25 protein-coding genes are annotated in these 12,406 nt (G+C 45.3%); 24 read left to right on the top strand and 1 reads right to left on the bottom strand.

Annotation, left to right across the window (positions count from 1 at the left end):
* Positions 1-16 precede the first annotated feature (16 nt).
* The 24 genes from rplB to rplQ all read left to right on the top strand — a co-directional run bounded on the left by rplB (position 17) and on the right by rplQ (position 11,770).
* Positions 17-841 carry a 50S ribosomal protein L2 gene (gene rplB, locus VR7878_RS12095; protein WP_077336352.1) on the top strand — a complete coding sequence of 275 codons (825 nt, stop codon included), beginning with the start codon at positions 17-19 and terminating at the stop codon, positions 839-841.
* Between the two features lie 20 nt (positions 842-861).
* Positions 862-1,140, top strand: a complete 279-nt coding sequence (gene rpsS / locus VR7878_RS12100; protein WP_004398469.1) for a 30S ribosomal protein S19 — start codon at positions 862-864, stop codon at positions 1,138-1,140.
* Between the two features lie 10 nt (positions 1,141-1,150).
* A complete protein-coding gene (gene rplV, locus VR7878_RS12105; RefSeq protein WP_038179118.1) occupies positions 1,151-1,483 on the top strand; it encodes a 50S ribosomal protein L22 in 333 nt (110 codons plus the stop codon).
* Between the two features lie 19 nt (positions 1,484-1,502).
* Positions 1,503-2,207 carry a 30S ribosomal protein S3 gene (gene rpsC / locus VR7878_RS12110; RefSeq protein WP_021019648.1) on the top strand — a complete coding sequence of 235 codons (705 nt, stop codon included), beginning with the start codon at positions 1,503-1,505 and terminating at the stop codon, positions 2,205-2,207.
* A gap of 11 nt (positions 2,208-2,218) precedes the next feature.
* A complete protein-coding gene (gene rplP / locus VR7878_RS12115) occupies positions 2,219-2,629 on the top strand; it encodes a 50S ribosomal protein L16 (RefSeq protein ID WP_021019649.1) in 411 nt (136 codons plus the stop codon).
* Complete coding sequence (gene rpmC, locus VR7878_RS12120) at positions 2,629-2,820, top strand: 50S ribosomal protein L29 (protein ID WP_004410456.1); 192 nt, start codon at positions 2,629-2,631, stop codon at positions 2,818-2,820. Before rplP ends, rpmC begins: the two co-directional genes overlap by 1 nt.
* Entirely contained in the window at positions 2,820-3,074 is a 255-nt protein-coding gene (gene rpsQ, locus VR7878_RS12125) for a 30S ribosomal protein S17 (RefSeq protein WP_059119769.1), read from the top strand. Before rpmC ends, rpsQ begins: the two co-directional genes overlap by 1 nt.
* Positions 3,075-3,229: 155 nt before the next feature.
* Positions 3,230-3,601 carry a 50S ribosomal protein L14 gene (gene rplN, locus VR7878_RS12130; RefSeq protein ID WP_021019652.1) on the top strand — a complete coding sequence of 124 codons (372 nt, stop codon included), beginning with the start codon at positions 3,230-3,232 and terminating at the stop codon, positions 3,599-3,601.
* 12 nt (positions 3,602-3,613) lie between these two features.
* The gene (gene rplX, locus VR7878_RS12135) at positions 3,614-3,931 is read left to right on the top strand and encodes a 50S ribosomal protein L24 (RefSeq protein WP_077336353.1); all 318 of its coding nucleotides are present in this window, start codon (positions 3,614-3,616) and stop codon (positions 3,929-3,931) included.
* Between the two features lie 23 nt (positions 3,932-3,954).
* Positions 3,955-4,494, top strand: coding sequence for a 50S ribosomal protein L5 (rplE, locus tag VR7878_RS12140; protein ID WP_038179114.1), 540 nt, complete (start codon positions 3,955-3,957; stop codon positions 4,492-4,494).
* 17 nt (positions 4,495-4,511) lie between these two features.
* Positions 4,512-4,817: a 30S ribosomal protein S14 gene (rpsN, locus tag VR7878_RS12145; RefSeq protein WP_038179113.1), complete on the top strand. Its 306-nt coding sequence runs from the start codon at positions 4,512-4,514 to the stop codon at positions 4,815-4,817.
* Positions 4,818-4,846: 29 nt separating this feature from the next.
* Positions 4,847-5,239 (top strand): 30S ribosomal protein S8, encoded by a 393-nt coding sequence (gene rpsH / locus VR7878_RS12150; RefSeq protein WP_077336354.1) that lies wholly within the window; start codon positions 4,847-4,849, stop codon positions 5,237-5,239.
* A gap of 15 nt (positions 5,240-5,254) precedes the next feature.
* Positions 5,255-5,788 (top strand): 50S ribosomal protein L6, encoded by a 534-nt coding sequence (gene rplF, locus VR7878_RS12155; protein ID WP_077336355.1) that lies wholly within the window; start codon positions 5,255-5,257, stop codon positions 5,786-5,788.
* A gap of 9 nt (positions 5,789-5,797) precedes the next feature.
* Positions 5,798-6,151, top strand: a complete 354-nt coding sequence (gene rplR / locus VR7878_RS12160) for a 50S ribosomal protein L18 (RefSeq protein WP_021019658.1) — start codon at positions 5,798-5,800, stop codon at positions 6,149-6,151.
* Positions 6,152-6,165: 14 nt separating this feature from the next.
* Positions 6,166-6,666 carry a 30S ribosomal protein S5 gene (gene rpsE, locus VR7878_RS12165; RefSeq protein ID WP_077336356.1) on the top strand — a complete coding sequence of 167 codons (501 nt, stop codon included), beginning with the start codon at positions 6,166-6,168 and terminating at the stop codon, positions 6,664-6,666.
* 5 nt (positions 6,667-6,671) lie between these two features.
* On the top strand, positions 6,672-6,848 hold the full coding sequence (gene rpmD, locus VR7878_RS12170; RefSeq protein WP_021019660.1) for a 50S ribosomal protein L30: 177 nt from the start codon (positions 6,672-6,674) through the stop codon (positions 6,846-6,848).
* 5 nt (positions 6,849-6,853) lie between these two features.
* The gene (gene rplO / locus VR7878_RS12175) at positions 6,854-7,288 is read left to right on the top strand and encodes a 50S ribosomal protein L15 (protein WP_021019661.1); all 435 of its coding nucleotides are present in this window, start codon (positions 6,854-6,856) and stop codon (positions 7,286-7,288) included.
* A gap of 18 nt (positions 7,289-7,306) precedes the next feature.
* A complete protein-coding gene (gene secY, locus VR7878_RS12180) occupies positions 7,307-8,644 on the top strand; it encodes a preprotein translocase subunit SecY (RefSeq protein WP_021019662.1) in 1,338 nt (445 codons plus the stop codon).
* Positions 8,645-8,671: 27 nt separating this feature from the next.
* Positions 8,672-8,785, top strand: a complete 114-nt coding sequence (gene rpmJ, locus VR7878_RS12185) for a 50S ribosomal protein L36 (RefSeq protein ID WP_000868186.1) — start codon at positions 8,672-8,674, stop codon at positions 8,783-8,785.
* 148 nt (positions 8,786-8,933) lie between these two features.
* Positions 8,934-9,290: a 30S ribosomal protein S13 gene (gene rpsM, locus VR7878_RS12190; protein ID WP_077336357.1), complete on the top strand. Its 357-nt coding sequence runs from the start codon at positions 8,934-8,936 to the stop codon at positions 9,288-9,290.
* 18 nt (positions 9,291-9,308) lie between these two features.
* Positions 9,309-9,698 carry a 30S ribosomal protein S11 gene (rpsK, locus tag VR7878_RS12195; RefSeq protein WP_001118870.1) on the top strand — a complete coding sequence of 130 codons (390 nt, stop codon included), beginning with the start codon at positions 9,309-9,311 and terminating at the stop codon, positions 9,696-9,698.
* A 27-nt stretch (positions 9,699-9,725) separates the two neighbouring features.
* Positions 9,726-10,346: a 30S ribosomal protein S4 gene (gene rpsD, locus VR7878_RS12200; protein ID WP_021019664.1), complete on the top strand. Its 621-nt coding sequence runs from the start codon at positions 9,726-9,728 to the stop codon at positions 10,344-10,346.
* Positions 10,347-10,370: 24 nt separating this feature from the next.
* Entirely contained in the window at positions 10,371-11,363 is a 993-nt protein-coding gene (locus VR7878_RS12205; protein WP_077336358.1) for a DNA-directed RNA polymerase subunit alpha, read from the top strand.
* 26 nt (positions 11,364-11,389) lie between these two features.
* Positions 11,390-11,770 carry a 50S ribosomal protein L17 gene (gene rplQ, locus VR7878_RS12210; protein WP_059119775.1) on the top strand — a complete coding sequence of 127 codons (381 nt, stop codon included), beginning with the start codon at positions 11,390-11,392 and terminating at the stop codon, positions 11,768-11,770.
* Between the two features lie 121 nt (positions 11,771-11,891).
* On the opposite strand, the gene VR7878_RS12215 is transcribed toward rplQ, so the two are convergent.
* Positions 11,892-12,386, bottom strand: coding sequence for a DUF2780 domain-containing protein (locus VR7878_RS12215; protein ID WP_077336359.1), 495 nt, complete (start codon positions 12,384-12,386; stop codon positions 11,892-11,894).
* Positions 12,387-12,406 lie beyond the last annotated feature (20 nt).

Here is a 12,406-nt window from a genome sequence, read left to right on the forward strand (position 1 = left end):
CAGGAGTAGTTGAAAAATGGCTATTGTTAAATGTAAGCCGACTTCGGCTGGTCGCCGTCACGTCGTTAAAATTGTGAACAATGACCTGCATAAAGGTAAGCCTTATGCGCCGCTTTTAGAAAAAAATTCTAAAAACGGTGGTCGTAACAACAACGGTCGTATCACAGTACGTCACATCGGTGGTGGGCATAAGCAACACTATCGTTTGATCGATTTTAAACGTACTAAAGATGGCATTCCGGCAAAAGTTGAGCGTCTGGAATATGATCCAAACCGTAGTGCAAACATCGCTTTGGTTCTTTATGCAGACGGTGAACGTCGTTACATCATTGCACCGAAAGGTCTGCAAGCTGGTGATGTAATCCAGTCTGGCGTTGACGCACCGATTAAAGCAGGTAATACACTGCCGATGCGCAATATCCCAGTGGGTTCAACAGTTCACTGTGTTGAATTGAAACCTGGCAAAGGTGCACAACTTGCACGTTCTGCTGGTGCTTATGCACAAATCGTTGCTCGTGACGGTGCATACGCAACAATTCGTCTGCGTTCTGGTGAGATGCGTCGAGTTCCTTCTGAAGGTCGTGCAACGATTGGTGAAGTTGGTAACTCTGAGCACATGCTTCGTGAACTTGGTAAAGCAGGTGCTACACGTTGGCGTGGTGTTCGTCCTACTGTTCGCGGTGTTGTGATGAACCCAGTTGACCACCCACACGGTGGTGGTGAAGGTCGCACATCCGGTGGTCGTCACCCTGTATCTCCTTGGGGTATGCCTACTAAGGGCTTCAAAACCCGTAAAAACAAACGCACCGACAAGTACATTGTACGTCGTCGTAATAAGTAATCTATTTAAGAGGATAAGCCATGCCACGTTCTCTCAAGAAAGGTCCATTTATTGACCTACACTTGCTGAAGAAGGTAGAGAAAGCGGTGGAAAGCGGAGACAAAAAGCCTATTAAGACTTGGTCCCGTCGTTCAATGATCATTCCATCAATGATTGGTTTGACCATCGCTGTCCATAATGGTCGTCAGCACGTTCCGGTTTTCGTAACTGATGAAATGATCGGTCACAAACTGGGTGAATTTGCACCAACACGTACTTATCGCGGTCATGCTGCAGATAAGAAAGCGAAGAAGAAGTAAGGAGTAGATGATGGAAGCTGTTGCTAAACATAACTTTGCTCGTATTTCTCCACAGAAAGCTCGCTTAGTTGCAGATTTGATCCGTGGTAAGTCTGTCGATCAGGCTCTAGAAATTCTGACTTTCAGCAACAAAAAAGCTGCTGACTTAGTTAAGAAAGTTCTTGAGTCAGCTATCGCAAACGCGGAGCATAACGAAGGTGCAGATATCGACGATCTAAGCGTCGCAAAAATCTTCGTAGATGAGGGCCCTGTCATGAAGCGTATTATGCCTCGTGCCAAAGGCCGTGCGGACCGTATCTTGAAGCGTTCAAGCCACATTACTGTGGTTGTCGCAGATCGCTAAGAGACTAGGAGAGTAAGCAATGGGTCAGAAAGTACATCCAAATGGTATTCGTCTGGGCATCGTTAAGCCTTGGAATGCTACATGGTTTGCTAACACCAAAGAGTTCGCTGACAACCTAGACGGCGACTTCAAGGTACGTCAATTCCTGACGAAGGAATTGTCAAAAGCGTCTCTATCACGCATTGTTATCGAGCGTCCTGCGAAAAGCATCCGTGTGACAATCCACACGGCTCGCCCAGGTGTCGTTATCGGTAAGAAAGGTGAAGACGTCGAAAAACTACGTGCTGCGGTAGCGAAAATTGCAGGTGTACCAGCGCAAATTAATATCGCTGAAGTACGTAAGCCTGAGCTAGACGGTCAGTTAGTGGCTGATAGCATCGCGTCTCAGCTAGAGCGTCGTGTTATGTTCCGTCGCGCGATGAAGCGTGCAGTACAAAACGCAATGCGTCTAGGTGCTAAGGGTATCAAAGTAGAAGTAAGCGGTCGTTTAGGCGGCGCTGAAATCGCACGTTCTGAATGGTATCGTGAAGGTCGTGTACCTCTACATACTCTTCGTGCAGACATTGAGTACGCAACTTCTTCGGCTCACACTCAGTATGGTGTGATTGGCGTTAAAGTATGGATCTTCAAAGGAGAAATCCTGGGTGGGATGCCAGCTGCAAATGCAAATACCGCTGAGCCTAAAGGTGATAAGCCTAAGAAACAGCGTAAAGGCCGTAAGTAAGGAGTCGACAGATGCTACAACCTAAACGTACAAAGTTCCGTAAGGTTCATACTGGTCGCAACCGTGGTCTAGCTAAAGGTACTGATGTTTCATTCGGTACATTTGGTTTGAAAGCTGTCGGCCGTGGTCGTTTGACTGCTCGTCAGATCGAAGCGGCTCGTCGTGCGATGACACGTCACGTTAAGCGTCAAGGTAAAATCTGGATTCGTGTATTCCCAGACAAACCTATCACAGAAAAACCACTTGAAGTTCGTCAAGGTAAGGGTAAAGGTAACGTTGAGTACTGGGTAGCCCAAATCCAACCTGGTAAGGTTATGTACGAAATGGACGGTGTACCTGAAGAATTGGCACGAGAAGCTTTTGCACTTGCTGCTGCAAAACTTCCGTTCAAGACTACTTTCGTAACTAAGCAGGTGATGTGATGAAAGCACAAGATCTACGCGAAAAAAGCGTTGAAGAGCTGAATGCTGAGCTATTGAATTTGCTACGTGAACAGTTCAACTTGCGTATGCAAGCTGCAACTGGTCAACTACAGCAGACTCATACTCTGAAAGCTGTACGCCGTGATATCGCACGTGTGAAAACTGTTTTGACTGAGAAGGCAGGCGCATAATGAGCGACAAAATTCGTACTCAACTCGGTCGTGTTGTTAGCGACAAGATGGATAAGTCTATCGTTGTTGCTATCGAGCGTTTCGTAAAACATCCAATTTACGGTAAGTTCGTTAAACGCACGACTAAAATTCACGCACATGACGAAAACAACGAGTGTGGCCAAGGCGATACCGTTGAAATTTGTGAGTGTCGTCCATTGTCTAAGACGAAGTCTTGGACTTTGGTGAAAGTGGTAGAAAAAGCAAAAATTTAATTTCTGCTTTTCAATCAAGAAACGGCTCCAATTATTTTTGGAGCCGTTTGTTTTTTGACTACCCAATCTGAAAAAAGGGTGTTACAATTCGCCTCCCTTTTTAAAGGCAGCCCGACCCGAGAGGGTCTAGTTTTAATATTTAGCGGAGCACTAACATGATCCAAATGCAAAGTATGCTGGACGCAGCTGATAACTCAGGCGCTCGCAGCGTAATGTGTATTAAGGTTCTGGGTGGCTCTCACCGTCGTTACGCACATATCGGCGACATCATCAAAGTTACCGTCAAAGAAGCAATTCCACGCGGTAAAGTAAAAAAAGGTGATGTCCTGAAGGCGGTGGTAGTTCGCACCCGTAAAGGCGTACGTCGTCCAGACGGTTCTGTCATTCGCTTCGACCGTAACGCTTGCGTATTGTTAAACAACAATACTGAGCAACCAGTCGGTACACGTATCTTTGGTCCAGTGACTCGTGAGCTTCGTAACGCGAAGTTTATGAAGATTGTTTCACTGGCTCCAGAAGTATTGTAAGGGAGCACAGATATGGCAGCTAAAATCCGTCGTAACGACGAAATCGTTGTTCTTGCCGGTAAAGATAAAGGCAAGAAAGGTAAAGTAACTAAGGTTCTTGGAACTGGTAAAGTTATTGTTGAAGGTATCAACCTTGTGAAAAAACACCAGAAGCCTGTACCGGCTATGGGTGTACAGGGTGGCATCGTTGAACAAGAAGCAGCAATTGATGCTTCTAACGTTGCAATCTTCAATGCAGCTACTGGTAAAGCGGACCGTATCGGTTTCCGTTTTGAAGACGGCAAAAAAGTCCGTTTCTTCAAATCTAACGGTGAAACCATTTCTAACTAATAGACGTAATTTGGAGTTCTACTATGGCGAAACTGCATGATTACTACAAGTCGTCTGTAGTCGCTGAACTGACCAAACAGTTCGGTTACACAAGCGTCATGCAAGTCCCTAGGATTGAGAAAATCACCCTAAACATGGGCGTTGGTGAAGCTATCAACGATAAGAAACTGCTTGAGAATGCAGCAGCTGACATGGCGGCCATTTCTGGTCAAAAGCCATTAGTCACAAAAGCTCGCAAATCTGTTGCAGGTTTCAAAATCCGTGAAGGCTACCCAATTGGTTGTAAAGTAACCTTGCGTGGCGAACGTATGTGGGATTTTTTGGAGCGTTTGATTTCTATCGCTCTACCACGTGTACGTGACTTCCGTGGTGTTAGCGCGAAATCTTTTGATGGTCGCGGTAACTACAGCATGGGCGTTCGCGAGCAAATCATCTTCCCGGAAATCGACTACGATAAAGTCGATCGTGTGCGTGGTCTTGATGTAACAATCACGACTAGTGCGTCCACTGATGAGGAAGGCCGTGCTCTGCTGGCTGCCTTTAACTTCCCATTCCGCAAGTAAGGTGAAGGGTTACTGTTATGGCTAAACAATCAATGAAAGCACGTGAAGTAAAACGTGCAAAGCTTGTCGCACAGTATGCTGAAAAGCGTGCAGCGCTAAAAGCTACCATCAGCGACGTAAACGTATCTGAAGAAGAACGTTGGGATGCTGTTCTGAAACTTCAAACACTTCCTCGTGATTCAAGTGCATCACGTCAGCGTAACCGTTGTAACCAAACTGGTCGTCCACACGGTTACCTACGTAAGTTCGGTTTAAGCCGTATCAAAGTTCGTGAAGCTTGCATGAAAGGCGAGATTCCTGGACTTCGTAAGGCTAGCTGGTAATTGCCACTTAATCATTTGGAGTAAAGTTTATGAGCATGCAAGATCCGATTTCGGATATGCTGACCCGTATTCGTAACGGTCAGGCAGCACACAAAGTTGCTGTAAAAATGCCTTCTTCAAAGCTGAAAGTTGCAATTGCTGCACTTCTAAAAGCTGAAGGTTATATCGAAGATTTCGCCGTTGAAGGCGATGTAAAACCTGAACTGGAAGTTACGCTGAAGTATTTTCAAGCGAAACCAGTTATCGAGCAAATCAAACGTGTTTCACGTCCTGGCTTACGCGTCTATAAAAGAAAAGACGAGTTGCCATCTGTGATGGGCGGTTTGGGTGTTGCTGTCGTATCCACTTCCAAGGGTCTGATGTCAGACCGTGCTGCCCGTAAAGCAGGTCTTGGTGGTGAAATCATTTGCTACGTAGCTTAATTATAGGAGTAGGATATGTCTCGTGTTGCTAAAGCACCTGTCGCTATTCCAGCTGGCGTAGAGGTGAAATTAAACGGCCAAGAGATCACTGTAAAAGGTGCAAAGGGTGAACTGACTAGCGTACTAAATGACGCAGTTGTGATTGCTCAAGAAGAAAATAACCTGACTTTCGGACCTCGTGACGGTGTTGCGAATGCTTGGGCACAGGCAGGTACTGCACGTGCACTAGTGAACAACATGGTTGTCGGTGTGACGGATGGCTTTACGAAGAAGCTTACATTAAAAGGTGTTGGTTACCGTGCCTCAATGAAAGGCAATGCTGTAGCATTGACACTAGGCTTCTCTCACCCTGTTGAACATGAATTACCAACAGGTATTAAAGCGGAATGTCCAAGCCAAACTGAAATTGTCATCACCGGTTGTGATAAACAACTTGTGGGTCAAGTGGCTGCTGATATTCGTGCTTATCGTGAGCCTGAACCATACAAAGGTAAAGGTGTTCGTTACGCAGATGAGAATGTGCGTACTAAAGAAGCTAAGAAGAAGTAAGGTAACACTATGGATAAGAAAGCATCTCGCATCCGTCGTGCCACACGTGCACGTCGTAAGATTGCAGAACTGGGTGCCACTCGCCTAGTTGTACACCGTACTCCTCGTCACGTGTACGCTCAGGTTATCGCATCTAATGGCTCTGAGGTTATCGCTGCAGCTTCTACTGTAGAAAAAGCGATCCGTGAGCAACTGAAATTCACTGGAAACATCGAAGCAGCACAAGCGGTAGGTAAAGCTATTGCTGAACGCGCTCTGGAAAAAGGCGTGTCAGAAGTTGCTTTTGATCGTTCCGGTTTCCAATACCACGGTCGAGTAGCGGCGCTAGCAGAATCTGCTCGTGAAGCTGGTCTGAAATTCTAAGGTAGGGTTGGAAGATGGCTAAAGAATTACAACAAGCGACTGATTTGCAAGAAAAATTAATCGCTGTTAACCGTGTTTCTAAAACGGTTAAAGGTGGTCGAATCATGAGCTTTACTGCACTAACAGTTGTTGGTGACGGTAATGGTCGCGTAGGTTTCGGTTACGGCAAAGCTCGTGAAGTACCTGCTGCGATTCAAAAAGCAATGGAAAAAGCGCGTCGTAACATGATTACAATCGCGTTGAACGAAGGCACCCTTTTCCACCCGGTAAAAGGTCGCCACTCGGGCTCTAAAGTTTACATGCAGCAAGCTGCTGAAGGTACGGGTGTTATCGCCGGTGGTGCGATGCGTGCTGTACTTGAAGTTGCAGGTGTACATAACGTTTTGTCAAAAGCGTATGGCTCAACAAACCCAATCAACATCGTTCGTGCAACGATTGATGCTCTGGGTAGCATGAAGTCACCAGAAATGGTTGCTGCTAAACGTGGTCTAACTGTTGAATCAATTTCGGAGTAAGAACCATGGCAACTATTAAAGTAACTCAAACTAAAAGCTCAATTGGTCGCCTACCTAAGCATAAAGCTACTTTGCGTGGTCTAGGCCTTCGTCGTATCAACCACACTGTTGAACTTGAAGATACACCATGTGTACGTGGTATGATCAATAAAGTTCAATACATGGTTAAAGTTGAGGAGTAATCAGAATGCGTTTGAATACTCTATCTCCGGCTGCGGGTTCTAAGCCTTCTAAGAAGCGTTTAGGTCGCGGTATCGGTTCTGGCCTGGGTAAAACTGGTGGTCGTGGCCACAAAGGTCAAAAATCACGCTCTGGCGGTAAAGTTCGTGCAGGTTTTGAAGGTGGACAAATGCCTTTGAAACAACGCTTGCCAAAATTCGGTTTCACTTCTCGTAAGAGTTTAGTGTCTGCTGAAGTTCGTCTAAGTGAATTAGCGAAAGTAACAAGCGAAGTTGTTGACCTGAACAGCCTGAAAGCAGCAAATGTTGTGACTAAAAACATTGAGAATGTGAAAATCGTTCTTTCTGGTGAGATCAACAAAGCTGTTACAGTGAAGGGTTTACGCGTAACTAAAGGCGCTAAAGCTGCAATCGAAGCTGCAGGCGGAAAAATCGAGGAATAATCTCGAAACGAGGTACAGATGGCTAAGAAACCAGGACAAGATTTTCGTAGTGCTCAGAGCGGCTTAAGTGAATTGAAGTCGCGCTTGTTATTCGTATTAGGTGCGCTTCTCGTATTCCGAGCTGGCTCTTTTGTGCCGATTCCTGGTATTGACGCAGCTGTACTAGCCGATTTGTTCGAACAGCAAAAAGGGACCATCGTAGAAATGTTTAACATGTTCTCCGGTGGTGCTCTTTCGCGTGCATCTATATTAGCACTGGGTATCATGCCGTATATTTCGGCATCGATTGTTGTCCAGCTGCTAACTGTAGTTCATCCCGCGTTAGCTGAACTCAAGAAAGAGGGTGAAGCAGGGCGTCGTAAGATTAGCCAATATACGCGTTACGGCACGCTTGTACTTGCAACATTCCAAGCTCTTGGGATTGCGACAGGACTACCAAACATGGTCTCTAATCTGGTTGTTATCGACCAAACCATGTTTACGTTCATCGCAACAGTGAGTCTAGTAACTGGTACCATGTTCTTAATGTGGTTAGGTGAACAGATTACTGAGCGGGGTATTGGTAATGGGATTTCATTACTGATATTTGCAGGTATTGTTGCTGGTCTGCCAAAGGCAATCGGACAAACGATTGAGCAAGCGCGTCAAGGTGAATTGCATGTGCTTCTTCTCTTGTTGATTGCTGTGATTTCTTTTGCTGTGATTTATTTTGTTGTCTTTATGGAGCGTGGTCAGCGGCGTATCGTCGTTAACTATGCAAAACGCCAGCAAGGCCGCAAAGTTTTCGCAGCACAGAGTACCCATTTGCCATTGAAAATTAATATGGCAGGAGTAATTCCAGCAATCTTTGCATCGAGTATTATTTTGTTCCCCGGAACATTAGCGCAATGGTTTGGTAATAGTGGCGGTGAAGGTTCAGCGTTTAGCTGGCTGACAAAAGTGTCTTTGGCACTGAGCCCTGGTCAACCTTTGTATGTAATACTTTATGCAGTTGCAATTATCTTTTTCTGTTTCTTTTATACTGCGTTGGTATTTAACCCTCGTGAAACAGCAGATAATTTGAAGAAGTCTGGTGCGTTCGTACCCGGTATCCGCCCAGGTGAGCAGACTGCCAGATATATCGATAAAGTAATGACACGTTTAACCTTAGCTGGTGCGTTATACATTACCTTTATCTGTCTGATCCCTCAGTTCATGATGGTCGCTTGGAATGTACGTTTCTATTTTGGCGGCACCTCACTACTGATTGTAGTTGTGGTTATTATGGACTTTATGGCACAGGTACAGACTCATATGATGTCAAGTCAATATGATTCTGTGTTGAAAAAAGCAAATCTGAAAGGCTACGGCCGTTAATTCAGATTTCTCTCACGGAGTTTAGCAATGAAAGTTCGTGCTTCCGTTAAAAAAATCTGTCGTAACTGTAAAGTTATCAAGCGTAACGGTGTCGTTCGCGTGATTTGCAGTGAGCCAAAGCACAAGCAACGCCAAGGCTAATTAGCAGAATTTTTTACTTGAAAAAACAAGGTCGGTCGAGTATATTCCTCGGCCTACCTTTTGCGTGCAAAAGAAGTAGTATCCCGCAACGTATCCTCTACGGGCTTTGTTGCGGATAATTCTTTGATGAAAGTACTAGGAGTGAATAGTGGCCCGTATAGCAGGCATTAACATTCCTGATCAAAAACATGCTGTAATTGCATTAACTGCAATCTACGGTATCGGTAAGACTCGTTCACAAGCTATCTTGGCTGAACTAGGTATTGCTGAAAGTGTTAAGATCAGTGAACTAACTGAAGAGCAGATCGATCAACTGCGTGATGGTGTAGCTAAATACACTGTAGAAGGTGATCTACGTCGTGAAGTATCAATGAACATCAAGCGTCTAATGGACCTTGGTTGTTATCGTGGTCTTCGTCATCGTCGCAGTCTACCTCTACGTGGACAGCGTACTAAAACCAACGCTCGCACCCGTAAGGGTCCGCGTAAGCCGATCAAGAAATAATCGGGAAGGTAGAGTACAATGGCTAAACAACCAACTCGCGCACGTAAACGCGTACGCAAGCAAGTCGCAGATGGCGTGGCGCACATCCATGCATCTTTTAACAACACAATCGTAACCATTACTGATCGTCAAGGTAATGCTCTAGCTTGGGCTACTGCTGGCGGTTCTGGTTTCCGTGGTTCTCGTAAGTCTACTCCGTTCGCTGCACAGGTTGCTGCTGAACGTTGTGCTGAAATGGCTAAAGAATATGGCCTTAAGAATCTGGAAGTTATGGTGAAGGGTCCAGGTCCAGGTCGTGAATCAACGGTTCGCGCACTGAACGCTGCTGGTTTCCGTATCACAAATATTGTTGATGCGACACCAATCCCTCATAACGGTTGTCGTCCACCTAAGAAACGTCGCGTTTAACGTTTCGAGGAAGATTGGAGAAAGATCATGGCAAGATATTTGGGTCCTAAGCTGAAGCTTAGCCGCCGCGAAGGTACCGACTTATTCCTTAAGTCAGGCATTCGTGCGATAGATACCAAGTGTAAAATAGATAACGCACCAGGTGTACACGGCGCTCGTCGCGGTCGTCTATCTGATTATGGCGTTCAGCTTCGTGAGAAGCAAAAAGTTCGTCGTATGTACGGCGTTCTTGAAAAACAATTCCGTAACTACTATAAAGAAGCTGCCCGTCTAAAAGGTAATACAGGTGAAAACCTACTTCAGCTTCTTGAAGGTCGTTTGGATAATGTTGTTTACCGTATGGGCTTTGGAGCAACTCGCTCAGAAGCACGTCAGCTAGTTAGCCATAAAGCTATTCTGGTGAACGGTAAAGTAGTAAACATTCCTTCTTTCAATGTTACGGCAAACGACGTTGTTGCAGTGCGTGAGAAAGCTAAAAAGCAATCTCGTATCACAGCAGCTCTAGAAGTTGCAGAACAACGCGAAAAACCAACTTGGATTGAAGTGGATGGCAGCAAAATGGAAGGTACGTTCAAGCGTTTGCCAGAACGTTCAGATCTATCAGCTGACATCAACGAACAATTGATCGTCGAGCTTTACTCTAAGTAAGGTTTAAATTAAAGAGAGGACACAATGCAGGGTTCTGTAACAGAATTTCTTAAGCCACGTCTTGTTGATATCGAACAAATCAGCACGACACACGCAAAAGTAACTCTTGAGCCGTTAGAGCGTGGTTTCGGCCATACTCTGGGTAATGCACTTCGCCGAATTCTTCTTTCGTCTATGCCAGGTTGCGCAGTGACTGAAGTTGAAATTGAAGGCGTACTACACGAGTACAGCACCAAAGAAGGTGTTCAAGAGGATATCTTAGAGATCCTTCTGAACCTGAAGGGTTTAGCTGTTCGCGTTGCCGAAGGCAAAGATGAAGTGTTCATTACACTAAACAAATCAGGCTCGGGCCCTGTTGTTGCAGGTGACATCACTCATGATGGTGATGTTGAGATCGTAAACCCTGAGCACGTTATTTGTCATCTTACTGATGGCAATGCTGAGGTCGCAATGCGCATCAAGGTTCAACGTGGTCGTGGTTATGTTCCGGCTTCTGCTCGTATCCATACAGATGAAGATGATCGTCCAATTGGTCGCCTACTTGTTGATGCTACTTACAGCCCGGTGGATAAAATCGCCTATACTGTAGAAGCAGCACGTGTAGAACAGCGTACTGATTTAGACAAGCTCGTCATCGATATGGAAACAAATGGCACAATCGAACCTGAGGAAGCTATCCGTCGTGCAGCAACAATCCTTGCTGAACAATTGGATGCATTCGTAGATCTGCGTGATGTACGAGTTCCTGAGGAGAAAGAAGAGAAGCCTGAATTCGATCCGATCCTATTGCGTCCTGTAGACGATCTTGAACTAACAGTTCGCTCTGCTAACTGTTTGAAAGCAGAAGCGATTCACTACATCGGTGATCTAGTACAGCGTACTGAGGTAGAATTACTTAAAACACCTAACCTTGGTAAGAAATCTCTAACAGAGATTAAAGACGTGCTTGCATCACGTGGTCTTTCTCTGGGTATGCGCCTAGAAAACTGGCCACCAGCATCTATCGCTGAAGATTAATCGATACAAGTTAGAAGGATTTGGTCATGCGCCATCGTAAGAGTGGTCGTCAACTCAACCGCAACAGCAGTCATCGCAAAGCGATGTTCAGCAACATGGCTAGCTCTTTGGTACGTCATGAAGTTATCAAGACTACTTTGCCAAAAGCTAAAGAGCTACGTCGCGTAGTTGAGCCTTTGATTACACTAGCTAAGACTGACAGTGTTGCTAATCGTCGTCTGGCATTTGCTCGTACTCGTGATAACGAAGTCGTTGCAAAATTATTTAACGAACTAGGTCCACGTTTCGCTGCTCGTCAAGGTGGCTACACTCGTATTTTGAAGTGTGGTTTCCGTGCAGGTGACAAAGCTCCAATGGCATACATTGAGCTGGTTGATCGCCCAGAAGCTGTTGAAGCTGCTGAGTAATCAGTTCGTCATTTCGAAAAGCCGAGCATATGCTCGGCTTTTTTTATTGTCATTTTTAAGTCACCATTTATATCTTAGGTGATGATAGATAGTTGTTGTTGAGTCATACGATTCTCTTGGCTTATTGCTGCCATAAGTGACTGAGTGAGCCCATTAAGCCTTCACTTGCTCCCTGAGTGTTGAGATATTTTAAGATCAGCGGGACAAACCGTGACACCATATCAGGACTTAGCCCTAATTGTTTGAAAGCACTGACGACCGCATTCATATCATTTATCTCCGATAATCCATTCTTCATACCAGCCTGATTCAGCGTTGAGAGATGTTCCATTCCCGGAATGAGTTGATTCAATTCGTTATTATTCTTGTCAGACAATCGGTTTTGAGCCAATGACAATAAGGCTCCAACCCCACCGGTAGCCTGTTCACCTGAGATTGGGAGCTGCTTGGCTACCTGTGAAATCAGTGGTGAATTGCTTGCTGTGAGTCCCAGTGTTTTACCGATAGTGCTGGTCAGATCTTCCGTTTGATTGCCGAGTTTGAAAAAAGCGTAACTTGGAGATGTCAGTGTGGTACTTAACATCAGTGTCCATATCAGAGTGCGTGTTGTTGTCATGAATGGTTATTCCATCATTG

The organism is Vibrio ruber DSM 16370, assembly GCF_900163965.1.
Classification (GTDB): Bacteria; Pseudomonadota; Gammaproteobacteria; order Enterobacterales; family Vibrionaceae; genus Vibrio; species Vibrio ruber.

What these genes read in the sequence shown, in the direction of transcription:
- rplB (WP_077336352.1), top strand. Translation starts at nt 17, where the DNA reads ATGGCTATTGTTAAATGTAAGCCGACTTCGGCTGGTCGCCGTCACGTC.
- rpsS (WP_004398469.1), top strand. Translation starts at nt 862, where the DNA reads ATGCCACGTTCTCTCAAGAAAGGTCCATTTATTGACCTACACTTGCTG.
- rplV (WP_038179118.1), top strand. Translation starts at nt 1,151, where the DNA reads ATGGAAGCTGTTGCTAAACATAACTTTGCTCGTATTTCTCCACAGAAA.
- rpsC (WP_021019648.1), top strand. Translation starts at nt 1,503, where the DNA reads ATGGGTCAGAAAGTACATCCAAATGGTATTCGTCTGGGCATCGTTAAG.
- rplP (WP_021019649.1), top strand. Translation starts at nt 2,219, where the DNA reads ATGCTACAACCTAAACGTACAAAGTTCCGTAAGGTTCATACTGGTCGC.
- rpmC (WP_004410456.1), top strand. Translation starts at nt 2,629, where the DNA reads ATGAAAGCACAAGATCTACGCGAAAAAAGCGTTGAAGAGCTGAATGCT.
- rpsQ (WP_059119769.1), top strand. Translation starts at nt 2,820, where the DNA reads ATGAGCGACAAAATTCGTACTCAACTCGGTCGTGTTGTTAGCGACAAG.
- rplN (WP_021019652.1), top strand. Translation starts at nt 3,230, where the DNA reads ATGATCCAAATGCAAAGTATGCTGGACGCAGCTGATAACTCAGGCGCT.
- rplX (WP_077336353.1), top strand. Translation starts at nt 3,614, where the DNA reads ATGGCAGCTAAAATCCGTCGTAACGACGAAATCGTTGTTCTTGCCGGT.
- rplE (WP_038179114.1), top strand. Translation starts at nt 3,955, where the DNA reads ATGGCGAAACTGCATGATTACTACAAGTCGTCTGTAGTCGCTGAACTG.
- rpsN (WP_038179113.1), top strand. Translation starts at nt 4,512, where the DNA reads ATGGCTAAACAATCAATGAAAGCACGTGAAGTAAAACGTGCAAAGCTT.
- rpsH (WP_077336354.1), top strand. Translation starts at nt 4,847, where the DNA reads ATGAGCATGCAAGATCCGATTTCGGATATGCTGACCCGTATTCGTAAC.
- rplF (WP_077336355.1), top strand. Translation starts at nt 5,255, where the DNA reads ATGTCTCGTGTTGCTAAAGCACCTGTCGCTATTCCAGCTGGCGTAGAG.
- rplR (WP_021019658.1), top strand. Translation starts at nt 5,798, where the DNA reads ATGGATAAGAAAGCATCTCGCATCCGTCGTGCCACACGTGCACGTCGT.
- rpsE (WP_077336356.1), top strand. Translation starts at nt 6,166, where the DNA reads ATGGCTAAAGAATTACAACAAGCGACTGATTTGCAAGAAAAATTAATC.
- rpmD (WP_021019660.1), top strand. Translation starts at nt 6,672, where the DNA reads ATGGCAACTATTAAAGTAACTCAAACTAAAAGCTCAATTGGTCGCCTA.
- rplO (WP_021019661.1), top strand. Translation starts at nt 6,854, where the DNA reads ATGCGTTTGAATACTCTATCTCCGGCTGCGGGTTCTAAGCCTTCTAAG.
- secY (WP_021019662.1), top strand. Translation starts at nt 7,307, where the DNA reads ATGGCTAAGAAACCAGGACAAGATTTTCGTAGTGCTCAGAGCGGCTTA.
- rpmJ (WP_000868186.1), top strand. Translation starts at nt 8,672, where the DNA reads ATGAAAGTTCGTGCTTCCGTTAAAAAAATCTGTCGTAACTGTAAAGTT.
- rpsK (WP_001118870.1), top strand. Translation starts at nt 9,309, where the DNA reads ATGGCTAAACAACCAACTCGCGCACGTAAACGCGTACGCAAGCAAGTC.
- rpsD (WP_021019664.1), top strand. Translation starts at nt 9,726, where the DNA reads ATGGCAAGATATTTGGGTCCTAAGCTGAAGCTTAGCCGCCGCGAAGGT.
- VR7878_RS12205 (WP_077336358.1), top strand. Translation starts at nt 10,371, where the DNA reads ATGCAGGGTTCTGTAACAGAATTTCTTAAGCCACGTCTTGTTGATATC.
- rplQ (WP_059119775.1), top strand. Translation starts at nt 11,390, where the DNA reads ATGCGCCATCGTAAGAGTGGTCGTCAACTCAACCGCAACAGCAGTCAT.
- VR7878_RS12215 (WP_077336359.1), bottom strand. Translation starts at nt 12,386, where the DNA reads ATGACAACAACACGCACTCTGATATGGACACTGATGTTAAGTACCACA.